Annotated in this window: 20 protein-coding genes and 1 other annotated feature; of the genes, 19 read left to right on the forward strand and 1 reads right to left on the reverse strand. The window is 35.1% G+C overall.

Annotation, left to right across the window (positions count from 1 at the left end; genetic code table 11):
• Positions 1 to 9: 9 nt before the first annotated feature.
• From Q2T46_RS10705 to kduI, 6 genes are all read left to right on the forward strand, one after another.
• Positions 10 to 987 carry a D-isomer specific 2-hydroxyacid dehydrogenase family protein gene (locus tag Q2T46_RS10705; protein ID WP_303265483.1) on the forward strand — a complete coding sequence of 326 codons (978 nt, stop codon included), beginning with the start codon at positions 10 to 12 and terminating at the stop codon, positions 985 to 987.
• Positions 988 to 1,005: 18 nt separating this feature from the next.
• On the forward strand, positions 1,006 to 2,490 hold the full coding sequence (locus tag Q2T46_RS10710) for a gluconokinase (RefSeq protein WP_303265482.1): 1,485 nt from the start codon (positions 1,006 to 1,008) through the stop codon (positions 2,488 to 2,490).
• A gap of 18 nt (positions 2,491 to 2,508) precedes the next feature.
• A complete protein-coding gene (gene gndA, locus Q2T46_RS10715) occupies positions 2,509 to 3,915 on the forward strand; it encodes an NADP-dependent phosphogluconate dehydrogenase (RefSeq protein ID WP_303265481.1) in 1,407 nt (468 codons plus the stop codon).
• Between the two features lie 33 nt (positions 3,916 to 3,948).
• A complete protein-coding gene (locus Q2T46_RS10720) occupies positions 3,949 to 5,565 on the forward strand; it encodes a mannitol dehydrogenase family protein (protein WP_303265480.1) in 1,617 nt (538 codons plus the stop codon).
• A gap of 124 nt (positions 5,566 to 5,689) precedes the next feature.
• Positions 5,690 to 6,706, forward strand: coding sequence for a LacI family DNA-binding transcriptional regulator (locus Q2T46_RS10725; RefSeq protein ID WP_311062242.1), 1,017 nt, complete (start codon positions 5,690 to 5,692; stop codon positions 6,704 to 6,706).
• Between the two features lie 97 nt (positions 6,707 to 6,803).
• Positions 6,804 to 7,634 (forward strand): 5-dehydro-4-deoxy-D-glucuronate isomerase, encoded by an 831-nt coding sequence (gene kduI / locus Q2T46_RS10730; RefSeq protein WP_013298805.1) that lies wholly within the window; start codon positions 6,804 to 6,806, stop codon positions 7,632 to 7,634.
• A 148-nt stretch (positions 7,635 to 7,782) separates the two neighbouring features.
• Here kduI and Q2T46_RS10735 read toward each other — a convergent pair whose 3' ends face one another.
• Positions 7,783 to 9,021, reverse strand: coding sequence for an IS110 family transposase (locus tag Q2T46_RS10735; RefSeq protein WP_303265772.1), 1,239 nt, complete (start codon positions 9,019 to 9,021; stop codon positions 7,783 to 7,785).
• Between the two features lie 502 nt (positions 9,022 to 9,523).
• Here Q2T46_RS10735 and kduD point away from each other — a divergent pair.
• The 13 genes from kduD (at position 9,524) to Q2T46_RS10800 (ending at position 25,143) form a co-directional block, all read left to right on the forward strand.
• On the forward strand, positions 9,524 to 10,303 hold the full coding sequence (gene kduD, locus Q2T46_RS10740) for a 2-dehydro-3-deoxy-D-gluconate 5-dehydrogenase KduD (RefSeq protein WP_303265478.1): 780 nt from the start codon (positions 9,524 to 9,526) through the stop codon (positions 10,301 to 10,303).
• Between the two features lie 477 nt (positions 10,304 to 10,780).
• Positions 10,781 to 11,869: a galactose ABC transporter substrate-binding protein gene (locus Q2T46_RS10745; RefSeq protein WP_303265477.1), complete on the forward strand. Its 1,089-nt coding sequence runs from the start codon at positions 10,781 to 10,783 to the stop codon at positions 11,867 to 11,869.
• Between the two features lie 91 nt (positions 11,870 to 11,960).
• Entirely contained in the window at positions 11,961 to 13,478 is a 1,518-nt protein-coding gene (locus tag Q2T46_RS10750) for a sugar ABC transporter ATP-binding protein (protein WP_303265476.1), read from the forward strand.
• A 16-nt stretch (positions 13,479 to 13,494) separates the two neighbouring features.
• The gene (gene mglC, locus Q2T46_RS10755; protein ID WP_303265475.1) at positions 13,495 to 14,487 is read left to right on the forward strand and encodes a galactose/methyl galactoside ABC transporter permease MglC; all 993 of its coding nucleotides are present in this window, start codon (positions 13,495 to 13,497) and stop codon (positions 14,485 to 14,487) included.
• A 136-nt stretch (positions 14,488 to 14,623) separates the two neighbouring features.
• Positions 14,624 to 14,788: a hypothetical protein gene (locus Q2T46_RS10760; RefSeq protein WP_013298800.1), complete on the forward strand. Its 165-nt coding sequence runs from the start codon at positions 14,624 to 14,626 to the stop codon at positions 14,786 to 14,788.
• Between the two features lie 138 nt (positions 14,789 to 14,926).
• Positions 14,927 to 15,158, forward strand: a binding site (T-box leader).
• An 89-nt stretch (positions 15,159 to 15,247) separates the two neighbouring features.
• The gene (locus Q2T46_RS10765; RefSeq protein WP_209453423.1) at positions 15,248 to 15,775 is read left to right on the forward strand and encodes a tryptophan transporter; all 528 of its coding nucleotides are present in this window, start codon (positions 15,248 to 15,250) and stop codon (positions 15,773 to 15,775) included.
• A gap of 156 nt (positions 15,776 to 15,931) precedes the next feature.
• Positions 15,932 to 16,939: a substrate-binding domain-containing protein gene (locus tag Q2T46_RS10770; protein ID WP_209453424.1), complete on the forward strand. Its 1,008-nt coding sequence runs from the start codon at positions 15,932 to 15,934 to the stop codon at positions 16,937 to 16,939.
• 11 nt (positions 16,940 to 16,950) lie between these two features.
• On the forward strand, positions 16,951 to 18,456 hold the full coding sequence (locus Q2T46_RS10775) for a sensor histidine kinase (RefSeq protein ID WP_209453425.1): 1,506 nt from the start codon (positions 16,951 to 16,953) through the stop codon (positions 18,454 to 18,456).
• Positions 18,453 to 20,054 (forward strand): response regulator, encoded by a 1,602-nt coding sequence (locus Q2T46_RS10780; RefSeq protein ID WP_209453426.1) that lies wholly within the window; start codon positions 18,453 to 18,455, stop codon positions 20,052 to 20,054. Before Q2T46_RS10775 ends, Q2T46_RS10780 begins: the two co-directional genes overlap by 4 nt.
• 97 nt (positions 20,055 to 20,151) lie before the next feature.
• Positions 20,152 to 21,114 (forward strand): sugar ABC transporter substrate-binding protein, encoded by a 963-nt coding sequence (locus Q2T46_RS10785; protein WP_399388614.1) that lies wholly within the window; start codon positions 20,152 to 20,154, stop codon positions 21,112 to 21,114.
• A 189-nt stretch (positions 21,115 to 21,303) separates the two neighbouring features.
• Positions 21,304 to 22,398, forward strand: a complete 1,095-nt coding sequence (locus Q2T46_RS10790; RefSeq protein ID WP_303265473.1) for a sugar ABC transporter substrate-binding protein — start codon at positions 21,304 to 21,306, stop codon at positions 22,396 to 22,398.
• A 63-nt stretch (positions 22,399 to 22,461) separates the two neighbouring features.
• Positions 22,462 to 23,979 (forward strand): xylose ABC transporter ATP-binding protein, encoded by a 1,518-nt coding sequence (locus tag Q2T46_RS10795; RefSeq protein ID WP_303265472.1) that lies wholly within the window; start codon positions 22,462 to 22,464, stop codon positions 23,977 to 23,979.
• A 3-nt stretch (positions 23,980 to 23,982) separates the two neighbouring features.
• Positions 23,983 to 25,143, forward strand: coding sequence for a sugar ABC transporter permease (locus tag Q2T46_RS10800; protein WP_303265471.1), 1,161 nt, complete (start codon positions 23,983 to 23,985; stop codon positions 25,141 to 25,143).
• Positions 25,144 to 25,211 lie beyond the last annotated feature (68 nt).

Below are 25,211 nucleotides of genomic sequence, written 5' to 3' on the forward strand. Positions count from 1 at the left end.
GAGAAACTAATGAGTGTAAAGATAGCTATTGTAAATTCCAGTAGTTTCGGGAGAAATTTTCCTGAACATTTAGAAAAACTGAAATCCTTTGGAGAAGTTGATAGGTTTCAATTTCCATACGATATGAGAGGCAAAGAATTGGCTCACGAACTTATGGGATACTCAATCATCATAGCCAGTGTGAAGCCGTACTATGACAAGGAGTTTTTCCAGTATAAAGACAAGACGCTTCTTATTACAAGGCATGGCATAGGGTACGACAACATTGATATAAAAAGCGCTCAGGAAAAAGGGACATACGTTACAAAGGTTGACGGATACGTTGAAAGAGAAGCTGTTGCAGAATCAGCAGTTACATTACTTCTTGATGTGATTAGAAAAGTAAGAGCAGCTTCATTAAAAGTAAAAGAAGGCAAATGGAGTGAAAGAGCTAGCTTCATGGGGTGCGAGATAAGAGATAAAGTTGTAGGTATAATTGGCATCGGCAATATTGGAAGCAGGGTTTGTGAAATATTGAAATATGGATTTAATGCTAAAGTTATAGCATACGATCCGTATCTGGCACCGGGTTTAATAAGGGAAAGAGGAGCAGAACCGGTAAAGACTTTAGAAGAGCTTCTCAAGACGGCAGACATGATATCTTTAAATGCATCGTTAAATGCAGGAAATTACCACATGCTATCTAAAAAAGAATTTTCAATAATGAAAAAAGGCGTTTATATTGTTGATACGGCTAGAGGAGAGCTTATAGACCAGGATGCCTTAATGAAAGCTCTTGATGATGGAATTGTTGCCGGTGTAGGCATGGATGTTGTTGAAAATGAACCTATTGATGAGAATCATCCGCTTTTAGCGTATGAAAATGTCATTATCACGCCACATATTTCTGCATACACTAGAGAATGTTTAAAAGGAATGGGAGACAAAGTCGTTTCAGATGTGGAGAAAGTTTTAAATGGCGAAGTTCCTGATGGCGTGATAAAATAAGAATCGTGGAGGATTAATATGGAAGATAGGTTAGCTCTTTGTGTTGATATAGGTACGACTAATTTAAAAGCAGGCGTTGTAGATAAAGACGGAAATGTATTAAGCCTTTCTAGGTCTGAGATTCCGCTAGAGAGGGATAATGATGGAAAGGCTGAACATAATCCAGAAGTGCTTTTTGCAGCGTTTGTTAAGGCGGCAAAGGAAGCATCAAAGGGATTTGAAGGGAAAATTTCGTTGATAATACCATCGTCTTACATGTTTGGATTAGTTCCGGTTGATGATGATTTAAACCCATTGATGGGGATAATGACGCTTCTTGATTTAAGGGCAAAGGAAACTTATGAAGACCTGTTAAGCACAATTGATGTAAATGAAGCGTACAAAAGGACAGGCTTTGCACCTACATTTCATGCACCTTTATTTAAGATTTTTTGGTTAAAACAAAGGAGAAGAGAAGTATTTGATAAAGCAAAGTATTTTTTAAGCTCAAAAGATTATATAATATCAAAGCTGCTTGATAAGCCGTATACAGAGCCAAGCATATCATCCGCTACAGGTCTTATGAATATTAATACACTTAAATGGGACAGTTATTCGCTTAATGCTTTGGGAATAGATGAAAGCAGGCTACCTGAGATAGTGCCGTCAGATGAAATTTTGGTTGAGTTGCCACAAAAATCAAAAGAGCTTTTAGGTTTGGAAGGAGATGTAAAACTTCTTCCTGGTGTATATGATGGTGGGGCAGTAGGTATAGGCATCGGAGCATTTGAAGAAGGTGTTGGCGCGATAAATATAGGCACTACTGGAATGTTTAGAGTAGCTTATCCTGAAGCTATACTGGATAAGGAAGACTCAATGAGGCTTCAAACGTATTACCTTTCATCAGGAAAATGGTTTGTCGGTGCAGCCATAAACAATGCAGGGATAATTTTAAGGTGGTTAAGAGACAATATTTTTAATATAAGTTATGATGAACTGACAAATGAAGCTTTAAAGGTAGATACGTCAAATCTCTTTTTCTTGCCGTATATCACAGGAGAGAGAGATAAGGAAATTGGGAATATTGCATCAGGTGTATATTTTGGGCTGAAAAACAATCACAATAAAGGGCATATGATCAAGGCTGGAATGGAAGGTGTTGCGTACTCTTTAAGGATGCTTTATGAAGCAGTCAAGGACAACAACGTTGAAGTTAAAGAGATAAGGGCAGGAGGAGGTGGTACGAACTCTGATTTATGGATGGACATATTTTCATCTGTATTAGGCCTGCCTATAAAGGTATCTAATGTAGAAGAGCCTGAGCTTTTAGGTTCAGCATTGCTTGGCTTCTATTCACTAGGGATATATAAAGACCTTGATGAAGCGACAAAGAAAATGGTAAAAATAAAAAATGTTTATGTGCCTCAAGATGAAAAAATAAGGCAATATGACAAGGGATTTCAATTTTTTAAGTTGATGACAAAGGATTTAAAGAACCTATTTGAGGTTCACAGTAAATTATAAAAGATGGAGGTAAATAAGATGAACAACATTGGATTAATTGGACTAGCCGTAATGGGACAAAATCTAGCTTTAAATATTGCAAGAAAGGGCTATAGCCTGTCAGGCTACAATAGATCTCGTCAAAAGACTGATGAATTTATAAATGAAAAGGTGAAAGACGAAAAGATTTATCCATACTACGATATTAAATCATTCGTAGAGTCTTTGGAAAAGCCGAGAAAAATAATCCTCATGGTTAAGGCTGGTAAGCCTGTTGACGATGTCATACAAGAACTTTTACCGTATCTAGACAAAGGGGATTTAATAATAGATGGTGGCAATTCATACTTTAAAGACACAAACAGGAGAATTGAAGAACTGAAAGCAAAGGGAATATATTATTTAGGTATGGGTGTTTCTGGCGGCGAATACGGTGCACTGCATGGACCGTCGTTGATGCCTGGTGGAACAAAAGAGGCTTATGACATGGTAAATGAATTGCTTCTTAAAATAGCTGCCCAAACAGAATCTGGCCCATGCTGCACATATGTTGGCAATTATTCTGCTGGACATTTTGTAAAGATGGTTCACAATGGAATAGAATATGCTATAATGCAGTCAATATCAGAAGTATACGACGTGATGAGGAAGGTTTTGAAGCTTTCCAGTGAAGAAATTTGCAATATATTTGAAGAATGGAATAAAGGTGAGCTTAATTCATATTTGATGGAAATATCGTATAAAATCATGAAGCATAAAGACGAAAAGACGGGAAGGCCACTTGTAGAGCTTATTCTAGATGAAGCAGAACAAAAGGGTACAGGTAAGTGGACGGCAGAGACGTCTCTTGACTTGGGAATTCCTACACCGTCTTTAAATCTTGCAGTTGTTGGAAGAGCATTGTCTTTCTTTAAAGAAGAAAGAACTAAGATTTCAGAGAGAGTACAGAGAAATTATCCTACAGGCAATTTAAACAGAGATGAAATAATTGAGGATTTAAAGAATTCGCTGCTTTTTGCTGTATTTGCCTCTTTTTCACAAGGGCTTTGGCTTATATCTGAAGCATCAAAGGTGTACAACTACAATATAGATCTTTCTGAAGTCTTAAGAATTTGGAAAGGTGGATGCATTATAAGGGCCAGAATTTTAGATTTCTTAAGAGAAATCCTCTCTGATGACAAAACAAATATCAACTTGTTAAACAGTCAAAAGTCTATAAGCTATTTGGAAGAAAAATTAGAATCTATAAAGAAAGTGACAAAACTGGCCAAAGATTTCTACATCCCGACGCTTACGATTAATTCTTCGCTAGATTATTTCTTTAGCATGTCAGAAGCAAATCTTCCTGCAAACTTAATACAAGGGCAGAGGGACTTCTTCGGTGCACATACTTATAGAAGAATTGATATGGAAGGCATTTTCCATACAGAGTGGGAGCAAGATTAACAATATAAAATTTTGAGTAGGGAGAGATTTGGGATGAAATTAAAAAGACATGAATTAAAAGATCCTAAGAAATGGGAAGAGATGGGGATAAAGCTTCCGCAGTTTGATATAGATAAGATGATAGACGAAACAAAGAAGAATCCAAAATGGGTTCACTTTGGAGCGGGCAATATATTTAGAGGATTTATAGCAATGCTGCAGCAAACACTTCTGAATAAAGGCTTGGCAGATTCAGGTATAATCGCAGTTGAATCGTACGATTTTGAAGTGCACGACAAGATATACGTGCCTTATGATAATTTAGGGCTACTAGTTATAATGAATTCCGATGGAACATTGGAAAAAGAAGTAGTAGGCAGCATCGCTGATATTATATTGGCAGATCCATCAAACAAAGAAAATTGGGACAGATTAAATGAGGTATTCTCTAATCCTTCGCTTCAAATAGTAAGTATGACAATAACAGAAAAAGGCTACAATCTAAAAGATTTTGCAGGTAATTTTATAAAAGAAGTCATGGAAGACATTGAAGCAGGACCGGAGAATCCTAAGAATGTCGTGTCAAAGCTTGTATCTCTTGTTTACTCTAGGTATAAAAAGGGAGAGTATCCTCTCGCACTTGTCAGCCTAGACAATTTCTCTGGCAATGGTGAAAGGCTTTACAGTGCTGTAATGACAATTGCCGAGGAATGGGCAAATAAAGGATTTGTAGACAAGGGATTTACTCAATATTTAAATGATCCGTCAAAGATTTCTTTCCCGCTTACGATGATAGACAAGATAGTTCCAAGGCCACATGAATTAGTAAAAAAATCATTAGAGGAAAAAGGCTTAGAAGATATGAACATAATCAAGACATCTAAAAATACAGTAATTGCTCCATTTGTAAATGCTGAAAAAGCTCAATACTTGGTTATAGAAGATAAATTTCCCAATGGGCGCATGAAACTTGAAGAGGCAGGAGTCCTTTTGACCGACAAAGAGACAGTTGAAAAAGTCGAGAGAATGAAAGTCACAACATGCTTAAATCCGCTTCATACAGCATTAGCTATATACGGATGCTTATTAGATTATAAAACAATAGCAGATGAAATGAAGGATGATTGTTTAAGAAAGCTGGTTGAAAAAATTGGCTATGTTGAAGGGATGCCTGTTGTCATAAATCCAAAAGTACTTGATCCGGAAGAATTTATAAAAGAAGTAATCGAAGTAAGGCTTCCGAACCCGTACATGCCGGATACGCCACAAAGAATTGCGACAGATACATCACAAAAGATGGGAATCAGGTTTGGGGAGACGATTAAATCGTATATTCATAGAAGCGATCTTGACGTAAATGACTTAAAATTTATACCTTTAGTCATAGCAGGCTGGTGCAGATATCTGATGGGGATTGATGATGAAGGAAATCAAATGGATTTAAGTCCTGATCCGCTTTTGAATGATTTAAAATCTCACGTATCAAATATCAGGCTTGGCGATGTTGACTCCGTAAAAGACAACTTAAGGCCCATTCTTTCAAACAAAGAAGTATTTGGACTTGACTTATATGAGGTTGGCTTGGGAGAAAAGGTAGAAAGCTACTTTAAAGAACTGATTTCTGGTACTGGTGCAGTAAGAAATACCCTTAAAAAATATCTTGAATGCTAAATATAAAATGAATTCGTGAGTGCAGAGGAAAATTTCTTCTGCACTTATCTTCATTTTTATATATCTATTTTATGTTATTGTGGAATTAATAAAAATATGTGATAATTTATTTATAAAATATCTATTGAACGAAGTAAGGGTGATTATTTTGGTCAACATAAGAGATGTGGCTAGATACTGCGGAGTTTCAGCCATGACTGTATCGAGAGCATTGAATAATAGCAATCAGATATCACAAGCTACAAAAGAAAGAATATTGAAAGCATGTGAAGAATTGGGATACAGGCCTAATTTTGCAGCTAGAAGCCTTGTCACAAAGAAAACCAACATGATAGGACTTATCATTCCTGATATAACAAATCAATATTATTCACACGTAAGCAAAGGTGTAAGCTCATATCTGAGTTTGCAAGGTTATGGACTTTTGCTGTGCAACAGCGATAGAAGAAAAGATGATGAGATAAGATATTTGAATTTCCTTGCGGAAGGAAGAGTTGATGGAATAATTATTTTGCCTGTGCAGCCAAGGAAAGAAGACTATGAAGGTATAGCGAATGAAATACCATTTGTGATGGCAGATAACTATGTGGAAGGGCTTGACGTAAGCTTTGTTGGCAATGACAACTATCATGGAGCATCAGAAATTATAAGTCACATGATAAAACAGGGATTTAAAAGGATTGGAGTTATACTGGGGTCTAGCAGCTCTAGTGCCTCTAATGAAAGGTTTAAAGCGTATAAAGATGTTTTGAAGAAAAATAATATAGAGCTCGATAATGAAATTGTTTTAAATAGCAATGCTACATTTGAAGATGGCTTTAACTTGACAAAAGTGCTTATTGAGAAAGGCGTTGATAGCATTTTTGCAATAAATGACACGGTGGCTTTAGGAGTTGTAAAATATTGTTATTTAAACAATATCAGGATACCTGAGGACATAGGAGTTGCCGGATATGACAATATTGAGCAATCATCAATGCTGCCTGTGCCATTGACGACGGTAGATCAAAATGGCAATCAACTGGGGAAAGTTGCAGCTGAAACTTTATTAAATCTATTAGCAGATGAAAGTACGGTACCAAAAAAGATCATACTTAAACCTAAATTGGTGATCAGAAAATCTTTAGGAGAAAATATTTAGCGTTATTGACTATTCTCTAAATAAGGGGTATACTTAATTTGGAACATTTCGTTAATGGTAACACTCTGAAATGATAAATTAAGAGGAGGCTTTTAATATGGAAGTAAGGTATGCAAGTCATTATGAAGACGTTAAGCATTATGACACAACTGAGTTAAGAAAGCATTTTCTAATTGAAAATTTATTTACACCAGGTAAGCTTTATATGGTGTACAGTCATGTAGACAGGATAATCGTAGCAGGTGCTGTTCCGACAGATAAGCCACTATACTTAGAGGCAAGCAAAGAATTGGGCTCTAATTATTTTTTAGAAAGAAGAGAGATGGGAATAATTAATATAGGTGGAACAGGCATTGTGAATTTGGACGGTGAAAGGTATGAATTAAATAACAGCGATGGATTGTACGTGGGCATGGGCATAAAAGAAGTCAGCTTTGAAAGCTTGGACGCAAATAATCCAGCAAAATTCTATATAAATAGTGCGACTGCACACAAGAGTTATCCTACTGTAAAAATAGGCTTAAGTGAGGCTAACAAAGTAAAAGCCGGTACAGATGAAGAATGCAATAAAAGGACAATAAATCAATATGTACATCCTGCAGTGTGTCAAAGCTGTCAATTAGTCATGGGTATGACGATATTAGAGCCTGGTAGCATATGGAATACGATGCCGTGCCATACCCACGATAGGAGAATGGAAGTTTATTTGTATTTCAATATGGACGAAGATAATGTAGTATTCCATTTCATGGGTACACCAAATGAGACGAGGCATATTGTTGTTAAAAATGAGCAAGCGGTTATATCACCAAGCTGGTCAATTCACTCAGGCGTAGGTACAAAAAACTACACATTTATTTGGGGAATGGTTGGAGAAAATCAGACGTTTACTGATATGGATGAAATACCTACAAAAGATTTGAGGTAAGAGAAGTATTTCGGTAATATGTCAAGGGGTGATTTAAAAAAATTAAAAAATTTTTTTAAAAAAATAGCTAAAAAAGAGCATAACAAAGCTAACCATTACTAAAAACAGCAATGGGAATATATGTTAATTATGGTAATGGGATATTATGTTATTCTTTACAATCATCTCCTTTCATTGCTGGTGGTTTATAAAGTTTTTCTTCGCGCAGCAGAGCAAAGACTAACCTTACAGCTTTGCGTGCCGTTAAAACTAAAGCACGTTTGTGTTTATGAGTTTTACCTTCATTAAATTTGCGAGCATAGTATTGCGAAAACTCAGGACAATATTTCCTAAGTTGGTCGGCTGCTTGAATAAAGTAATATCTGAGATACTCATTACCAGTGCGTTTTAAATATGTGTCCTCCGCTTTAAAATCCGCAGACTGGTATTCTGACCAATATATGCCGGAAAACTTTGCAAGGGCATTATCATTATCAAACCTTGATATTCCGCCTATCTCAGATATTAGGCCAGCTGCTATAGTTGGACCAATGCCATTTACTGAAGTAAGACAAAGAAATTGATTCTTAAATCCTTTGACTTCATTGGCAATGGTCTTTTCAGAAGCTTTCTTCTGCTTTTCAAGATACTGTATATTATCAAGACAAGACTTGATAACAAAATTCAAAGAATCATTTACATTAGCGTTGATTCTATAAGATTTGCGTACAGCATCTTGGAGTAATTTAGCCGTAGCATTAGGGTCATTAAAATGGTCTCTGCCTTTATCAACTAAAAAGGCAATAAGATCTTCAAGCGGTCGAGCCGCAATATCATCAAGGGTTAAAAACTCATTAAATATTTCAGTAGCAGCCGTACCAAAATTATTACTAAAAACTTTAATCTGACATAAGCCACTAAATTTAAGAAACAGATTACTTAGGAAATAATTTTTCTCCCTGACAATACTATCAACAATGTGAAAGCGATGGCGGGTAAGCCTTTGGAGAGCAAGGTATCTAAAATCTACAGGACAAGATTTAGGAAGCCTTCCAAACCTTAATTTTTCAGCAATAGCAAAAGCATCAACCCAGTCATTCTTAGGCAAATCGCCAAGAGACTTTTTAAAAGCCTTGACAGTATTAGCATTAAAAGTAGTTACAGAAGGATTAAAAGGCTTCAAGGAAGCATGGTCAGCTAAATAATACTGAATATGCCAACCATAGACTGAAGTAGATTCTAGACCAATAAAAACCTTCTGAATGTTGTATTTATTACAACAATTCAAGATATGAGACACTAAAATATCGCAACCAGAAGGATTATTATCTACAGAAAAACGAGAGCAAGCATCATTACCGTCTTGGTCGAGAATATGAACCTTGACATCATCCAAGCTTATATCCATGCCTACAAAAAGTTTATTCAAAGCTATGGCACCTCCTTTCAAAGGTAATGGTGTAAATGAAAGTTAATTTGAGATAACTGTGGGCCAGATTATGTAGCAACCTCGCAATTAGCTATTAGTATATAAACATGAATCCTCTGCTGCCAGGGGTTTATATACGACAAAGCAGATTTCGCGTGAGAAAAGGCAAATCTGGTGTAGGGACCATACTTTAAAGAGCGGAAAAACCGCATGGAGGACAAAAGCCTGTCCCATATTAACTTTACAGTATAATAATGCTACAAGTTATCTCAAAAGTAAACATAAAGGCCGTAAAATAAAAGATGTGGCGGCCTGTGCCATGTACTTAATTTGATATTTTAGATACATGGCAATAGATGTGATTTCAAAATGGTGGTTTAAAGCAAAAAAGGTAATTTCCAATTATCAATGTGCTTTATTAAATTTTAAGAAGTGAGACAAATTTATTGTCTACGAAAATAATTATACGAGGAGGTAAAACATGTACAATATTACAGACTTTTCAATGGACTTTTTTAGACTAGATGGCAAAGTTGCCATAGTTACAGGTGGCAATACCGGATTAGGGCAAGGATATGCCGTTGCACTTGCGAAGGCAGGTGCTGATTTATTCATCGTTACTCATAATGACCGCTTTGATGAAACGAGGGAACTTATTGAAAAAGAAGGCCGAAAGGTAGAATTCTTCCAGACAGATTTATCGGTTAGAGAGAATATAAATGAAGTTGTAGACAAGTGTCTTGAGTCTTATGGTAAGATAGATGTGCTTGTCAATAATGCAGGTATAATAAAGAGAGCACCGCTTCTTGAGTACAAAGATGAAGATTGGAAGGCAGTTCTCGACATAAATTTGAATGCAGTTTATTATTTAAGTCATGAGGTAGCAAAAGTTATGGTAAAGCAAGGCAGCGGCAAAATTATAAACATAGCTTCAATGCTTTCATTTCAAGGTGGAAAATTTGTTCCGTCATATACAGCATCAAAGCACGGCGTAGCGGGTATAACAAAAGCTTTTGCGAATGAATTGGCTGATAAAAATATACAGGTAAATGCAATAGCACCAGGATATATTGAGACAAACAATACAGCTCCAATAAGGGCTGATGAAAATAGAAACGCAGAAATACTTTCAAGGATACCTGCAGGAAGGTGGGGTTATCCATTTGACGTGATGGGCGCTTTAGTATTTTTGGCAAGTAAAGCTTCAGACTACGTAAATGGGCATATATTAGCTGTAGATGGCGGTTGGCTTGTAAGATAGGAAAGGCATGGCAAAATGCCGTGCCTTTTTTGGGTGCTTTATAAAAAATTTTAATTAAATACTTGACGTTCGATGATAAAGATGATACAATTTCTCTTAAGAGAAAGGATTATTTTTGTTGAGAATATACAATGAAAGTTTTTATTTGTACGATTAATTAGAACATTTAATTAAGTGGGGTGTTGTATGCGTTTTAATAAATTAATGTTTTTAACTAATTATTAAACCTAATTGTGACAAAATATTAATATCTTTATGTTGAAAAAGTTTAAAATATCAGGTAATATACAATTACAGAAAGTTACTTAGATTAAATTTAATTTCTGTGGAAACGTTGAACAACTAAAAATGTTTTTCAATTAAGTAAACGTAAAATTTAATTTTTGAAAGAAGGTGATACACATAGCTGCTATTGTCTAAGCGTTTACTGTCTAAATTTTTACAAAATACATTAAATAAAGAAAGGGGAATTTATTTATGAAAAAGGTTTTAACTTATTTAGTTTTAGTAGTTCTTGTTCTTTCAGCATTACTTACAGGATGCGGAAATACAAGCAACAATACTTCATCAAATAATTCATCCAGCAGTTCACAGCAATCAAGCAAGACAGCTTCAAATTCCAGTAGTACAAAACAGCCCAATATAGGTGTAGCAATATATAAATTCGATGATACTTTCATGACAGGTGTTCGTAATGCAATGGTTGCAGCAGCACAAGGAAAGGCAAATTTAAACATGGTTGACAGTCAGAACTCACAGCCTACGCAAAATGATCAAGTAGATCTCTTTATAACGAAAAAAATGGATGCACTTGCTATAAACCCAGTTGACAGAACTGCAGCAGGTACAATTATTGAAAAAGCAAAGGCTGCTAATATTCCAGTTGTATTTTTCAATAGGGAACCACTAGCAGATGACATGAATAAATGGGATAAAGTTTACTATGTTGGTGCAAAAGCTGAACAGTCAGGTGTTTTGCAAGGAGAAATTATAGCAGATTACTGGAAATCACATCCTGAAGCAGATAAAAATCATGATGGGGTACTTCAATACGTTATGTTAATGGGGCAACCTGGACATCAAGATGCAATACTTCGTACTCAGTATTCTGTACAAACAGTGAAAGATGCTGGAATAAAAGTCCAAGAGTTAGCAAAAGACTATGCTAACTGGGATAGAGTAACAGCACATGATAAAATGGCTGCGTGGTTGTCGTCATTTGGTGATAAGATAGAAGTAGTATTTGCTAATAATGACGATATGGCATTAGGAGCAATTGAGGCGCTTAAATCAGCAGGATATTTTACAGGAAATAAATATGTACCTGTTGTTGGCGTTGATGCTACGGCACCTGGAATACAGGCTATAAAAGATGGTACAATGTTAGGAACAGTATTAAATGATGCTAAGAATCAGGCAGAAGCTACATTTAATTTAGCATATGTACTTGCGCAAGGCTTAACACCTGCGAAAGACAATATTGGATATGACATTACAGATGGAAAATATGTTTGGATACCTTATAAAAAGATTACAAAAGACAACATAGGTGATGCTGAACAATAAAAACTCATGACTTGTAAAGCAGGGACTAAAAAATCCTTGCTTTACAAAATTTTATTGATTATTATGATGACGAAAGTCAGGAGGCGTAGACATGGGCGCAAATGAATTTATTCTTGAAATGAACAATATATCCAAGGAATTTCCAGGAGTAAAGGCTCTTGACGATGTAACTCTTAAAATTCGAGCAGGAACTGTTCATGCAATAATGGGCGAGAATGGTGCTGGAAAGTCAACATTAATGAAATGTCTTTTCGGTATATATAAACCTGATGCTGGTGAAATTATATTAAACGGTAAGAAAATAAATATTAGAGATTCAAAAGAGGCATTAGATCATGGTATTTCTATGATTCATCAAGAGCTGCATCCTGTGAGATTTAGAAATGTTATGGAAAATATCTGGCTTGGACGGTTTCCAATGAAAAATTATGGAGTTGTCAAGCTGATAGATGAAAAAAAGATGTACGAAGATACAGAAAAGCTTTTAAAAAGCATAGATGTAGACATAAAGCCGACTGAGATTGTCAGGAATTTATCTGCATCTAGAATTCAGTATATAGAGATTGCAAAAGCTCTATCGTACAATGCAAAAATAATAATTATGGATGAACCTACATCTTCTTTGACTGAAAATGAGGTTGACCATCTTTTCAATTTGATTAAAAATCTTAAAAATAACGGTGTGGCTATAATATATATTTCACATAAAATGGATGAGATATTCCAGATCTCAGATGAGGTTTCCATAATGAGAGATGGAAAGATGATTGGAACTTGGAAAGCCAGTGAATTAACAGAAGATATAATAATATCAAAAATGGTTGGTCGCGAACTGACAAATAGATTTCCTGCAAGGGACGTTGTTCCTGATGGAGTAATATTAAAAGTTGAAAATTTATCGTCTCCGTTTCCAAAGTCTTTTAAAAATGTTTCATTTGAGCTTAGAAAAGGAGAGATACTGGGTATAGGTGGATTGGTTGGTTCACAAAGAACAGAATTAGTGGAAGCATTATTTGGATTGAGATCTATTGAATCAGGGAAGATATATATTCATGGCAAGGAAGCTGTCATAAAATCTCCTATAGATGCTAAAAAATATGGTATGGCTTTATTGACAGAGGAGAGAAGGTCTACTGGTATTTTTCCTGAGCTGAATATATTAGAGAATTCTACAATTGCTAATATAAAGAGATACAGGGGCAGTTTTATGCTTTTAAATGACAAAAAAAGAAAAGATGACACTAAAAAAATGGTGGATGCTTTGAAGGTAAAGACCCCTTCACTAAAAACCTTAATAAAAAATTTATCTGGTGGAAATCAGCAAAAAGTTCTTATGGCAAGGTGGCTTCTAACTGTACCTGAAATACTTATTCTTGACGAGCCAACACGTGGTATTGATGTTGGCGCAAAGTATGAAATTTATACGATTATGAATGAACTTACAAAAGAAGGGAAAAGCATAATCATGATTTCATCTGAGATGCCTGAGCTTCTTGGTATGGCTGACAGGATCATGGTTATGTGTGAAGGACATCTATCTGGTATTTTAGACAAAAATGATGCAACAGAGGAGAAAATAATGAGATTGGCAAGTAAATATACAGATTAATACGGAGGAGATAGGGATGCAAAATAAGTTTAAAGATTATTTATCACAATATGCAATTTACTTTGTCTTATTGTTACTTATTGTAGTAATTGCTATTAAAAATCCTGCTTTTATTTCATTGAGGGTTCTTAGAGATATATTATCACAAAGCTCTACAAGGATTATTGTTGCACTTGGTGCTTCGTTTGCTATCTTAATAGGTGGTGCAGACTTATCTGCTGGACGTATGGTAGGCTTTGCAGCTGTAATTTCTGCTTCTTTATTGCAGACAGCTAATTATCCAAATAGATTTTTCCCTGGATTACCACAATTGCCCATAATTGTGCCTCTTTTGATAACGATAGCTGTTGGTTTCATATTCGGATTATTGAATGGCTTTGTAATATCGAAGTTTAGTGTACCACCATTTATAGCTACTTTAGGTTCCATGGTAGTTATTTATGGTGCTGATAATATTTATTTCAGTCAACCACCAAATAATTCACAGCCTATAGCTGGATTAAGAAGTGATTTTACTCACATTGGAACAGGAAGTATATTCGGAGTTCCATATTTGATTATCATTGCTGCATTAATGACAATAATTATGTGGATAATATTAAACAAAACAAGTTTTGGTAAAGATTTATACGCAATTGGTGGAAACAGAGAAGCGGCAATAGTTTCCGGTGTTAATGTCACACGCAGAATCTTATTGATGTTTGCAATAGCAGGTGCGCTTTATGCACTGGCAGGTTTCTTAGAAGCAGCAAGGACAGGTGGAGCTACCAGTGAATATGGCAATATGTATGAGTTAGACGCCATAGCTGCCTGTGTTGTCGGTGGATGGTCAGTATCTGGTGGTGTAGGAACGATACCAGGAATAATAGTGGGTGTGTTTATCTTTACAGTCATTAACTATGGTTTAACATTTATAGGTATGAATCCTTATTGGCAATTAATTATTAAAGGCTTGATTATTGTTTCTGCAGTTGCTGTAGATATAAGGAAATATTTAGCAAAAAAATAAAATTAGATTATATGCAAGGCTCTCTTTTTACAGAAAGCTTTTTATAATGAATATTTTTTACAATTTCTTTAAAAAATGAAGAAGGTTATATTTTTTCTTTTTTTTACAAACAATATTATTTGGGGAGGCGTTTACTATGAATGGAAGAACTACAAGCTGGGTTGTTACCGGAGTTGGTGCAGCTGTAACAGCTGCAGGACTTATGACTGGTGGTATGATTGGAGCTGGAATTACTGGTTTTGGCTTAGCTCATGTTGTCCTTGGCGTTTTAGATATGTTTAGACCAACAGTACAAAGATAGCATAGCACAATATCTCCTCAGTATTTACTGAGGGGATTTTTTTATTGCGATAAAATTTCAATTACATGTATTGTCCAAAAATTGAAAAAACTATTGACAGAGCTATTTTACTGCTGTATAATAGTAAAAAAAATAAAAGATTTTTCGATGATCAGGAATAGTAGCATTAGCGATTAATACAAGCGAGTCAGGGATGGTGGGAGCCTGATTATTATAGCTTTTGTGAATGGGCCTGTGAGATGCGAGGTGAAGTTTAGTAGCCGAGCCGGTAAGCACCGTTATATGTGATGCACATGTTAGTGTGCTTAGAGATAAGACATATTGTCTTAAGAAGGGTGGCACCGTGGAAGCGTAGCCTTTCGCCCCTACATTTGGGGTGAAAGGTTTTTTTATTACTCAAATTTATCTTTAAGTTCAATTTGACAGATTACTTGATTGAGTGGAAAGGAGGTGAAGGGAGTGAATTCAAGAAAGACATTGAGAGAGTTTATACTTTGTGCGCTTCTTATGGCGATTGGCGTTGTTCTGCACTTTATTACTCCTGCATTTATGCTTAATATGAGACCAGACTTTATGCTATCTATGCTTTTTATATCTTTAATGCTTGTTGATGATTTAAAGATAAATTACGTTACAGCGATTATAGCAGGTATACTGACAGCTCTAACAGGATCGATGCCTGGCGGTCAGATTGCTAATCCTATAGACAAACTTGTTACATCAACCATTATAATTTTTATGCTTAAGCTTTTGAGAAATAGAGTAAACGAAGGAATAATCGTTGGAATTGTAGGTATCATTGGAACGATCATATCAGGTTCTGTATTTTTAGGTGTTGTATCAATTATAGCAGGACTGCCGGGACCATTTTACCTTCTCATGCTGACAGTTGTTTTGCCGACGGCAATTGTAAATACAGTAGTTACTGTGATTGGATATTATATTATCAAGAAGGTTTCAAAATCTACTTTAGTTGTCAATAAATAAAAATTTTATTTTGTCAATGCAAATCCTCGCAAGAGGATTTTTTATTTTTGTGTAGAATTAAAATGATGTGTGACATCAACTTAATATCTTTCTATTGAAAAAGTTTTAGCAATATCGTAATATTTTATTCGAGAAGGAAGTTATGGAGGGGCTATTGTGAAAACGTTACAGAAAGTTTACGCTTTTTTGAAAAGAAATATAATTTTGATATTGATGACTTTGATTGCGGTACTCAGCATTTTTTTATATAAATTTCAGCAAATTGAGGAACCAGTTTTAGCAGGAAAACCGTCTTATCATTTCTATTTGGTCGCACAAAATTCTGTCGATCCTTTCTGGAAAGAAGTGCAAAAAGGTGCCGAAGATGCTGCAAAATTTTACAACGTTGCTGTTGAATTTAATGCTCCTAAATTTAATAATTTAGATGAAGAGCTAGAATTTCTCGATATTGCAGTTCTGTCGAAAGTTGATGGCATCATAACGCATGTTTCTTATGATGGAGATTTTAATACTTTAATAAATGAAGCATATGAAAACAAAATACCTGTTGTTACAATTGAAAATGATTTAAAAGACAGCAAAAGGAAATCATTTGTTGGTGCAAACAGCTTTATATTGGGAGAAGAAGCGGGGAAGCTTATGAAGTTGGCAACAGGTGGTAAAGCAAATATAGCAGTTATCATGAGCAACGATGTGGGAAAAGATACGGCAAGCCAAAATTTAAAGCTAAGTGGATTTTTAGGTGTTATTAATAGTACTTCAGAAATGAAGGTATCAAAAGTATATACGTCGCAGTTAGGAGCCCTAAGTGCTGAAGAAATAACTCAGTCAATAATAAACGGCGGTGAAGGAATAAACGCATTATATATAACGGATTCGGTTGATACGATAGGTGCAGCTCAAGTTGTGGTGGATTTCAGCAAAGTAGGTGAAATATCTATAGTTGGGTACGGTGATACACCGGATATTTTGAGATATGTTGATAAAGGTATTATTTATGGTACAGTTATGAGCGACCCATATAAGATGGGGTATGAGAGCGTTAAGGCAATGATGGAAATCAAGAAAAATAATGAGGTTTCTACATTCATAGATACAGGCGTAAATATTATTACAAAAAGCAATGTAAAAGAGTATGAGGATAAGATAAAACAAAAAGATTAGTAGGTGTTATTGTGAATAAAAGTTTATTTGAATTTAAAGGCATAAGGAGAAAAATATTTGCACATCTTTTAATAACTACGTTGATAATGGGTATAACCAGTATTTACTCTTATTACAATGCCAAGATTGTAATTGATAGATTAAAATCAATATTTACAGATTACGTCTACTTAAACAATCTCAATAACGATATAAATTCTCTAGAGACAGAAGTGGAAAAATATCTTTCCACAAAATCCTCCGATTCGCTTCTTAATTATTATACGATTAGCAACAAACTAAACAATAGTGCTGAAGACATGATAAACATAGTGACATATGATAATGACAGCCTCATGCAAAAAGACATTGGCAATATGATAATGAGCTTACTATCAGAAACTGATAAAGCAGTAAATGCGAAAAGAGGCAGAATAAGCAGCGAATATATAGAATACTTTACTAGAGCAAATAAGATAAATGACTATATAAAGATGTACATTAATAATCTCATATACAATAAGCTTCAAGAAGGATCGTTAAAGTACAATAAAATATCAAAAAATATGGTTTTTATAAGCTTTTTAAATATTTTTCTAATATTAATATCTGTAGTTTTAAATATTGTGTTAGCCATTATATATACTTACAGGATAACTAGGCCAATATCTGAGCTTTCTGATACAGCCGAAAGGATTTCAAAAGGAGATTTTGACATCGAGCCTATAAGAATCAAGACAGATGATGAGGTCAATATACTGGCTGATGCGTTTAATAAAATGGTTACAAACATTAAAAACTATATTGATGAAATAAAGATGCAGGCAAAAGTGGAAAAAAGGCTTAAAGAGCAAGAGATGCAGAACCTAAAGATGAGAAATATATTAAGAGAGTCTGAATTAAAAGCACTTCAGTCACAGATAAATCCACATTTTTTATTTAATACTTTAAATGCGGCATCACAGATTGCAATGATGGAGGGTGCGGAAAAATCGTCAGAGTTTATAGAAAAAGTAGCAGATCTATTCAGATACAACTTGAGAAAGCTAGACAAGCCGGTGACATTGAAAGAAGAAGTTGATAATGTGTTTAACTACATGTATATATTAAAAACAAGATTTGGCGAAAAAGTAGAATTTCAAACAAGCATAGATGAAAGCCTTTTAAATCTCAAAGTTCCCTGCACGATTATACAGCCTGTTGTTGAAAACGCCTTTATACACGGCATAGAGGAGATAGAAGGGAAAGGTATTATCCGCATTGAAATAAAAGAGGTCGACGGCAGTATACACATTGATGTTATAGATGATGGAATGGGCATGAGTCATGAAAGCATCAATAAAATTCTTTCTGCAGATGATCCTGACAACGATGAAAATAAGCATGTCACAGGCATTGGAATGCACAATGTAATAAATCGTTTAAGGTTATATTACAATATAGCTGATATCAATGACGTCATAGAGATTGAAAGCCGCATTGGATATGGAACTAGAGTAACATTGAAGATTCCTATGGGAAGGGGTAATGCAGCGTGATAAAGTTGTTGATTGCTGACGATGAGCAGATAGTCCTTGACTCTTTAAAATTTATCATCGAGAATAACTGCCACGATGTAGATGTTATTGGTTTTGCAAAATCGGGAAGAGAAGCAATTGAAAAAGCTGATGCATTGAAGCCTGATGTGATTTTTATGGATATAAGGATGCCAGGCATAGATGGCATGGAAGCTATCAAAAGGATTAAAGAAATCCACAATGACATTGAGTTTGTAATAATAACGGCTTATGACTATTTTAATTATGCAAAAGAAGCGATAAAACTGGATGTAGTCGATTATCTGTTGAAACCTATGAATAAAAATAAGGTAATCGATACGGTTTTAAAAGTCAAAAAAATCGTAGAAACAAAGCGGGAAAACATGATGAAGGAACTTGAGATGAAAGAGAAAATGATAATGATACTGCCACATCTTGAAAGTGAAATGATATATTCACTGGCATCAGCCACATTTAGGCAGGAAAACATTGATTTCTATGGAAGTATCTTCAATATGAATCTAAATATTGGATATGCTTTAGTGGTTTTATTTGAAAAGGATGATAATGAGAGTCACTTAGACAATTTAGCTGGTAATGTCAAGATGCAGGAAACATTAATCTACATTAAAGAATTTATAAAAAACACAGGGCCTTGCTTAGCAGGTATCTTGCTTGATAGGATAATTGTATTTGTTCCAGTTGAAAGTGATGAAGATCTGTTTACAATTAAAAATACTTCAATAGATTTTGCGGAAAAAATTTTAAAAGAAACACATGGCAAAGATTCAAAAGTCAGGATTGGAATAGGCAGACCATATCAAACCAGTTATTTTTCAAAATCATACGATGAGGCTGATTTTGCTGCAAAGATGGGTATAGACAGCATAACACATTTTGATGATATTAAATTGTCTGACAATGGAGAGCTGATTTTAAGCAATGATGATGAAGAACTGATAAATAATATTATATCGAACAATATTGATGCGGCTCTGATTAAAGTCAACGGCATATTTCAAAAATTGCTGCTTCATTATAAAGATGATATGAATTTATTTAAATCAAAACTTTTGAGTTTATCTATTGAAATAATTGCTAAGATTAGTTCGTATTGCGATGTAACTTCCGAATTAGAAGAGAATATGATTGTTAAAATTTTGAGGACAAATGAAATTGAAAACATTAAAAAGACTTTTTCGCAGTTTATATCAAATATAGTATTGAAGCTGCATGAAAACAGAGAGAGATATTACACAGGACTTATTGCGAAAGCTATTGAGTTTATAAATGAAAATTATGATAAAGATATTAAGCTGTACGATGTGGCAAAGATGCTGAATATCAGCTACTACTATTTCAGTAAGACGTTTAAAGAGGAGACAAAGTGCAATTTTGTTGATTATATTACTCAAGTCAGGATAAATAAAGCAAAAGAGTTTTTGCTAGATGATTCCATAAGTGTGAAAGAAGTCTGCTTTAAGGTAGGCTATAATGATCCAAACTATTTTAGCAGGATTTTCAGGAAGGAGACCGGCATGACTCCTACAGAGTACAAGAGTAAAAATTCGGAGGGAGGTGTTGCGTTTGAGTGTTAAGTTTAAAAACGTGATTTTGGCTTTGCTTATCCTAGTTTTACTGTTTTTGCTGATCTTAATAAGCAGCAAGGTCTACAAATTTTATGTTGCAAGTAAGTTGGATCGGGAAGTTTCAAATGATAGTGATGTAATAAAAATAGGATTTTCTCTAGGTACTTTAAAAGAAGAAAGATGGGTAAAAGATCGAGACATATTCATGGCAAAAGCGAAAGAGCTTGGGGCAGAAGTGTTTGTTCAAAATGCCAATAATGACGATGAAGATCAGTTAAAGCAAGTGAAATATTTGCTGGACAAGAAAATCGATATTCTTGTCATTGTTCCAAACGATCTTAAAAAAGCTTCTGCAGCGGTAGAGATGGCTAAAAAAGCAGGTGTTAAGGTTATATCTTACGACAGGCTTGTTTTGAATTCAAACGTGGATTTATACATTTCATTTGACAATGTAAAGGTCGGAAAGTTAATGGCAGAATATCTGGTAGAAAGGTATCCAAAAGGCAACTACCTCATAATAAACGGTGCAACAAATGACAATAACACAAAGATGATTAAAGAAGGGTATGACAGCGTATTGCTTCCCAAGGTTAAAAGCGGTGATATAAATATAATAGGAGAAGAATGGTCGCCAAACTGGATGTCAGAGTACGCATTTCAATCTACTGAAAAATATATACAAAAGAATTATAAAATAGATGCAATCATTGCTGGAGATGATGGACTTGCTAATGGCATAATCGAATCACTGTCTGAGCACAGATTAGCAGGAGAAGTTGCTGTTGTAGCTCAAGATGCAGATCTTGCTGCTTGCCAGAGGATTATAGAAGGCACTCAGCTTATGACTGTATACAAGCCTCTTGACAAGCTGGCAGGTGATGCAGCTAAATTGGCAGTAAAATTGGCAAAAGGAGAAAAGTTAAACGTCAACAATACAATTTACGATGGGAAGTACAATGTCCCATATTATAAGCTGGAGCCAATTGCTGTTGATAAAAGCAATATTGATGACACAGTCATAAAAGATGGCTTTCACAGCCGTGATGATGTATATAGATATGTAAAGTAAATTAAAAACTATGATTTGAACTTCTTAAGGCCTCAGGCCTTTAATTTTTTGCTTCAAAATAATCCAGATAAAATTTTGAATAAACTAATTTAAAGCCAAAAAATACATAAGAAGGAAAAATGGTTTAGAGGCGAAATGAAAATGTTTGTAGAATATATATAGCGAAAATAAATACGAGGAGGATGTATAATGTTTAAATCAAAGAAGCTATTAGCATTTTTGCTGGTCTTTGTATTGGCGGCGTCAGTGATATTTGCTGGATGCCAAAGCACAAAAGATAACGGCAGTACGACGACTTCTTCAAATTCTTCTAATTCAAACAAATCAACAGATACTTCGAAAAAAATCAAGATAGGCTTTTCTCTACCAACTATGAGGGAAGAAAGATATCAAAAAGATAAGGCTGCTTTTGAAGAAGAAGCTAAGAAATTAGGTGCAGAAGTTTTGACACAGGGCGCAAATAACGACGAGAATCTTCAAAACAGCCAAGTAGAAAACCTTATCACGCAAGGCATAGATGTCCTTGTATTAGACCCACAAAATGCGGAATCTGCGGCAACATTGGTTGATAAAGCACATCAAGCAGGAATAAAAGTTATATCTTACGACAGACTTATTTTAAATTCTGATCCAGATGTTTACATTTCTTTTGATAATGAAAAAGTGGGAGAGCTTCAAGGAGAGTATTTAACGAAATTAGTTCCAAAAGGCAACTATTTTGTATTTGCAGGAGCTCCAACAGACAACAATGCAACACTGTTTAAGCAAGGTGCCATGAAGTATATTCAACCATTAGCAGATAAAGGCGACATAAAGATAGTATTTGACCAAGCTATAAAAGACTGGGATCCAAATGAAGCGCTTAAATTAGCCGAAAATGCATTAACAGCTAATAAAAACAAAGTAGATGCTATACTTGCTCCAAATGACGGTACAGCAGGTGGCATAATTCAAGCATTAGCGGAACAAAAACTAGATGGAAAAGTTCCAGTTACAGGGCAGGATGCTGAATTAGCAGCAGCAAAGAGAATAATCGCAGGAACACAGTCAATGACAATATTTAAAGACGTGCGCGTTTTAGCTAAAAATGCAGCTGACATCGCAGTTCAATTAGCACAGGGGAAAGAAGTAAAAGATTTAGCGCAGGTTGATAAGACAGTGAATAACAAGAAAATTGATGTTCCGTCACTTCTCTTAACTCCTGTTGTAATTACAAAAGATAACATTGATAAAGAGCTTGTTGACAGTGGATGGTTCAAAAAATCAGACTTGTATGGTAATTAAAAATCACTATCGGGGTAGGCTTCGGGCCTTCCCCTTTACGACATAGTGCCTTGGAGGTATATTATGAGTGAATATATATTGGAAATGCAAAATATAACAAAAGAGTTTCCAGGTGTTATCGCTCTTAATAATGTCAATTTAAAGGTTAAAAAGGGCGAGATTCATGCATTGTGTGGTGAAAACGGTGCTGGAAAGTCGACATTAATGAAAATATTAAGTGGTGTTTATCCATATGGGACGTATTCTGGAAAGATTATTATTGATGGTGAAGAAAAACATTTCAGCAATATTAAAGATAGTGAGAAAAATGGAATAGCTATTATTTATCAGGAGCTAACACTTGTAAAATATATGACAGTAGGGCAGAATATTTTCCTTGGTGAAGAACCAGTAAAAAATGGAGTTATCGACTGGTTGGAGGTTTATTCTGAGTCAAGCAAGATTTTGAAAGAATTGAGGATAGATATAAATCCATATACTAAGGTAATGAATTTAGGTATAGGACATCAGCAGATGGTTGAGATAGCTAAGGCTATTTCAAAAAAAGCTAAAATATTGATTCTTGATGAACCGACATCAGCTCTTACAGAAAGTGAAGCAGAGCATTTGTTGAATATATTAAGAGACTTAAAATCAAAAGGTGTCACATGCATATATATATCACATAAATTGGAAGAAGTTTTTGATATAGCAGATACCATAACAGTCTTAAGAGATGGCAAAACCATCACATCTGATAAAAAAGAGAATTTTACAATGAATAAGGTTATATCGTTAATGGTAGGCCGTGAACTTACACAGCGCTTTCCTAAAGTACAGCATAATGCAGGTGAAGTAGTCCTTGAAGTCAAAGATTATACAGTCTATGATCCTGAAATTCCTAACAAAAAGATAATTGACAATGTAAGCTTTTATGTTAAAAGAGGAGAAATTTTAGGCATAGCGGGTCTTATGGGAGCAGGCAGGACTGAGCTTTTCTCAAGCATTTTTGGAGCTTACAAAGGTAGGAAAGAAGGGAAAGTTTTCTTAGAGGGCAAGGAGTTAGCGATAAATAATCCTAATGAAGCCATAAAAAATGGCATAGCATATCTTTCTGAAGACAGGAAAAGATTCGGACTTGTTACACTTATGGATGTGCAGGAAAATATCGCATTATCCAACTACGACCGTATTTCCAAGTTTAGCGTTATAAACAACAATGCAAAAGTAAAGTATGCAGAAAAGTATGTAAATGAACTTAAGATAAAAACGCCATCTCTCGCACAAAGAGTTGGAAATTTAAGCGGTGGAAACCAGCAGAAAGTCGTTTTGGGCAAGTGGCTCATGTCAGATCCTAAAGTTTTATTTCTTGATGAGCCAACGCGAGGCATTGATGTTGGAGCGAAGTTTGAGATATACAATATAATGAATGAACTTGTAGATATGGGTGTCTGTGTAGTATTTATTTCATCAGAGCTTCCGGAAATACTTGGTATGTGCGACAGGATACTTGTCATACATGAAGGCAAGATAAACGGCGAATTTTTGATTGAAGAAGCTGACCAAGAAAAAATTATGCACTGTGCAACTGGAGGTAATTAAATTATGATACAAAGCAAAGCAAAAAGTGAAACAATTGAAAAAAGAAGTCTAAATATTGATATAAGAGCGTATACGATGATATTGGCTCTTCTTGGTATATGGGTCATATTTACAGTACTTACACATGGTGATTTTTTGTCATCTAGGAATTTATCCATGCTGGCAAGGCAAATGTCAATAACAGCAATACTTGCGACAGGTATGGTTCTGGTAATAGTAGCAGGGCATATCGACCTTTCAGTCGGTTCTGTTGCGGGATTTACAGGTGCTGTGGCTGCAATACTGCAGGTAATATACCATTGGAATACGGTGCCAACCATCATAATTACACTTTTGGTAGGATTTATCATTGGAACATGGCAAGGCTTCTGGATAGCATATAGGAAAGTACCGGCTTTTATTGTGACACTGAGTTCTATGTTGGTCTTTAGAGGAGGCATACTGCTTATCACAAAAGGTGTGACTATTTCTCCGCTACATCAAGATTTTGGTATTATTGGACAGGGATATATTCCGCCATCCCTAAGCATAGCTTTAGGAGTAATTGCTTCTGTAGTGTATATAATAATAGACATAAATAATCGCAAATCGTGCATAAAATACGGGCTAAGCGTCCCAAGTTTAAGCATAGAGATTTCTAAAATTATTGGCGTGATTGCATTGATTGCTCTATTTACTGGTGTTATGATTTCATACGAAGGTATACCTGTTCCAGTCCTTATTGTCCTTGTGCTGGTATTAGTTTTGACTTTTGTGGCAAACAACACCACTTTTGGAAGGTATGTATACGCAATTGGTGGCAATAAAGAAGCAGCAATATATTCAGGAATAAATGTTGTGAAGACAAATATGACCATATTCTTGATAATGGGCATTTTGTCAGCTATTGCCGGTATTGTCTTAACGTCGAGATTGAATGCAGCAACAACTAGTGCCGGCAATTTGTTTGAACTTGATGCAATAGCATCTGCTATTATCGGTGGTGCCAGCACTTTAGGTGGAGAAGGCACAGTACCAGGAGCAATACTTGGTGCTCTCATCATGGCTAGCATTGACAATGGTATGAGCCTTATGAATATAGACTATTCAATACTTACGATAGTAAAAGGATTAGTTCTTGTGGTTGCTGTATGGGTTGATATATCTACAAAGAAAAGAGGATAAAATTTTAAACGAAATGGCGGGTTATTCCCGCTTTTTTGTTTTACGGAAAAATTATGATGCTTTAAATT

Source organism: Thermoanaerobacterium sp. CMT5567-10, from assembly GCF_030534315.2.
Classification (GTDB): domain Bacteria; phylum Bacillota; class Thermoanaerobacteria; order Thermoanaerobacterales; family Thermoanaerobacteraceae; genus Thermoanaerobacterium.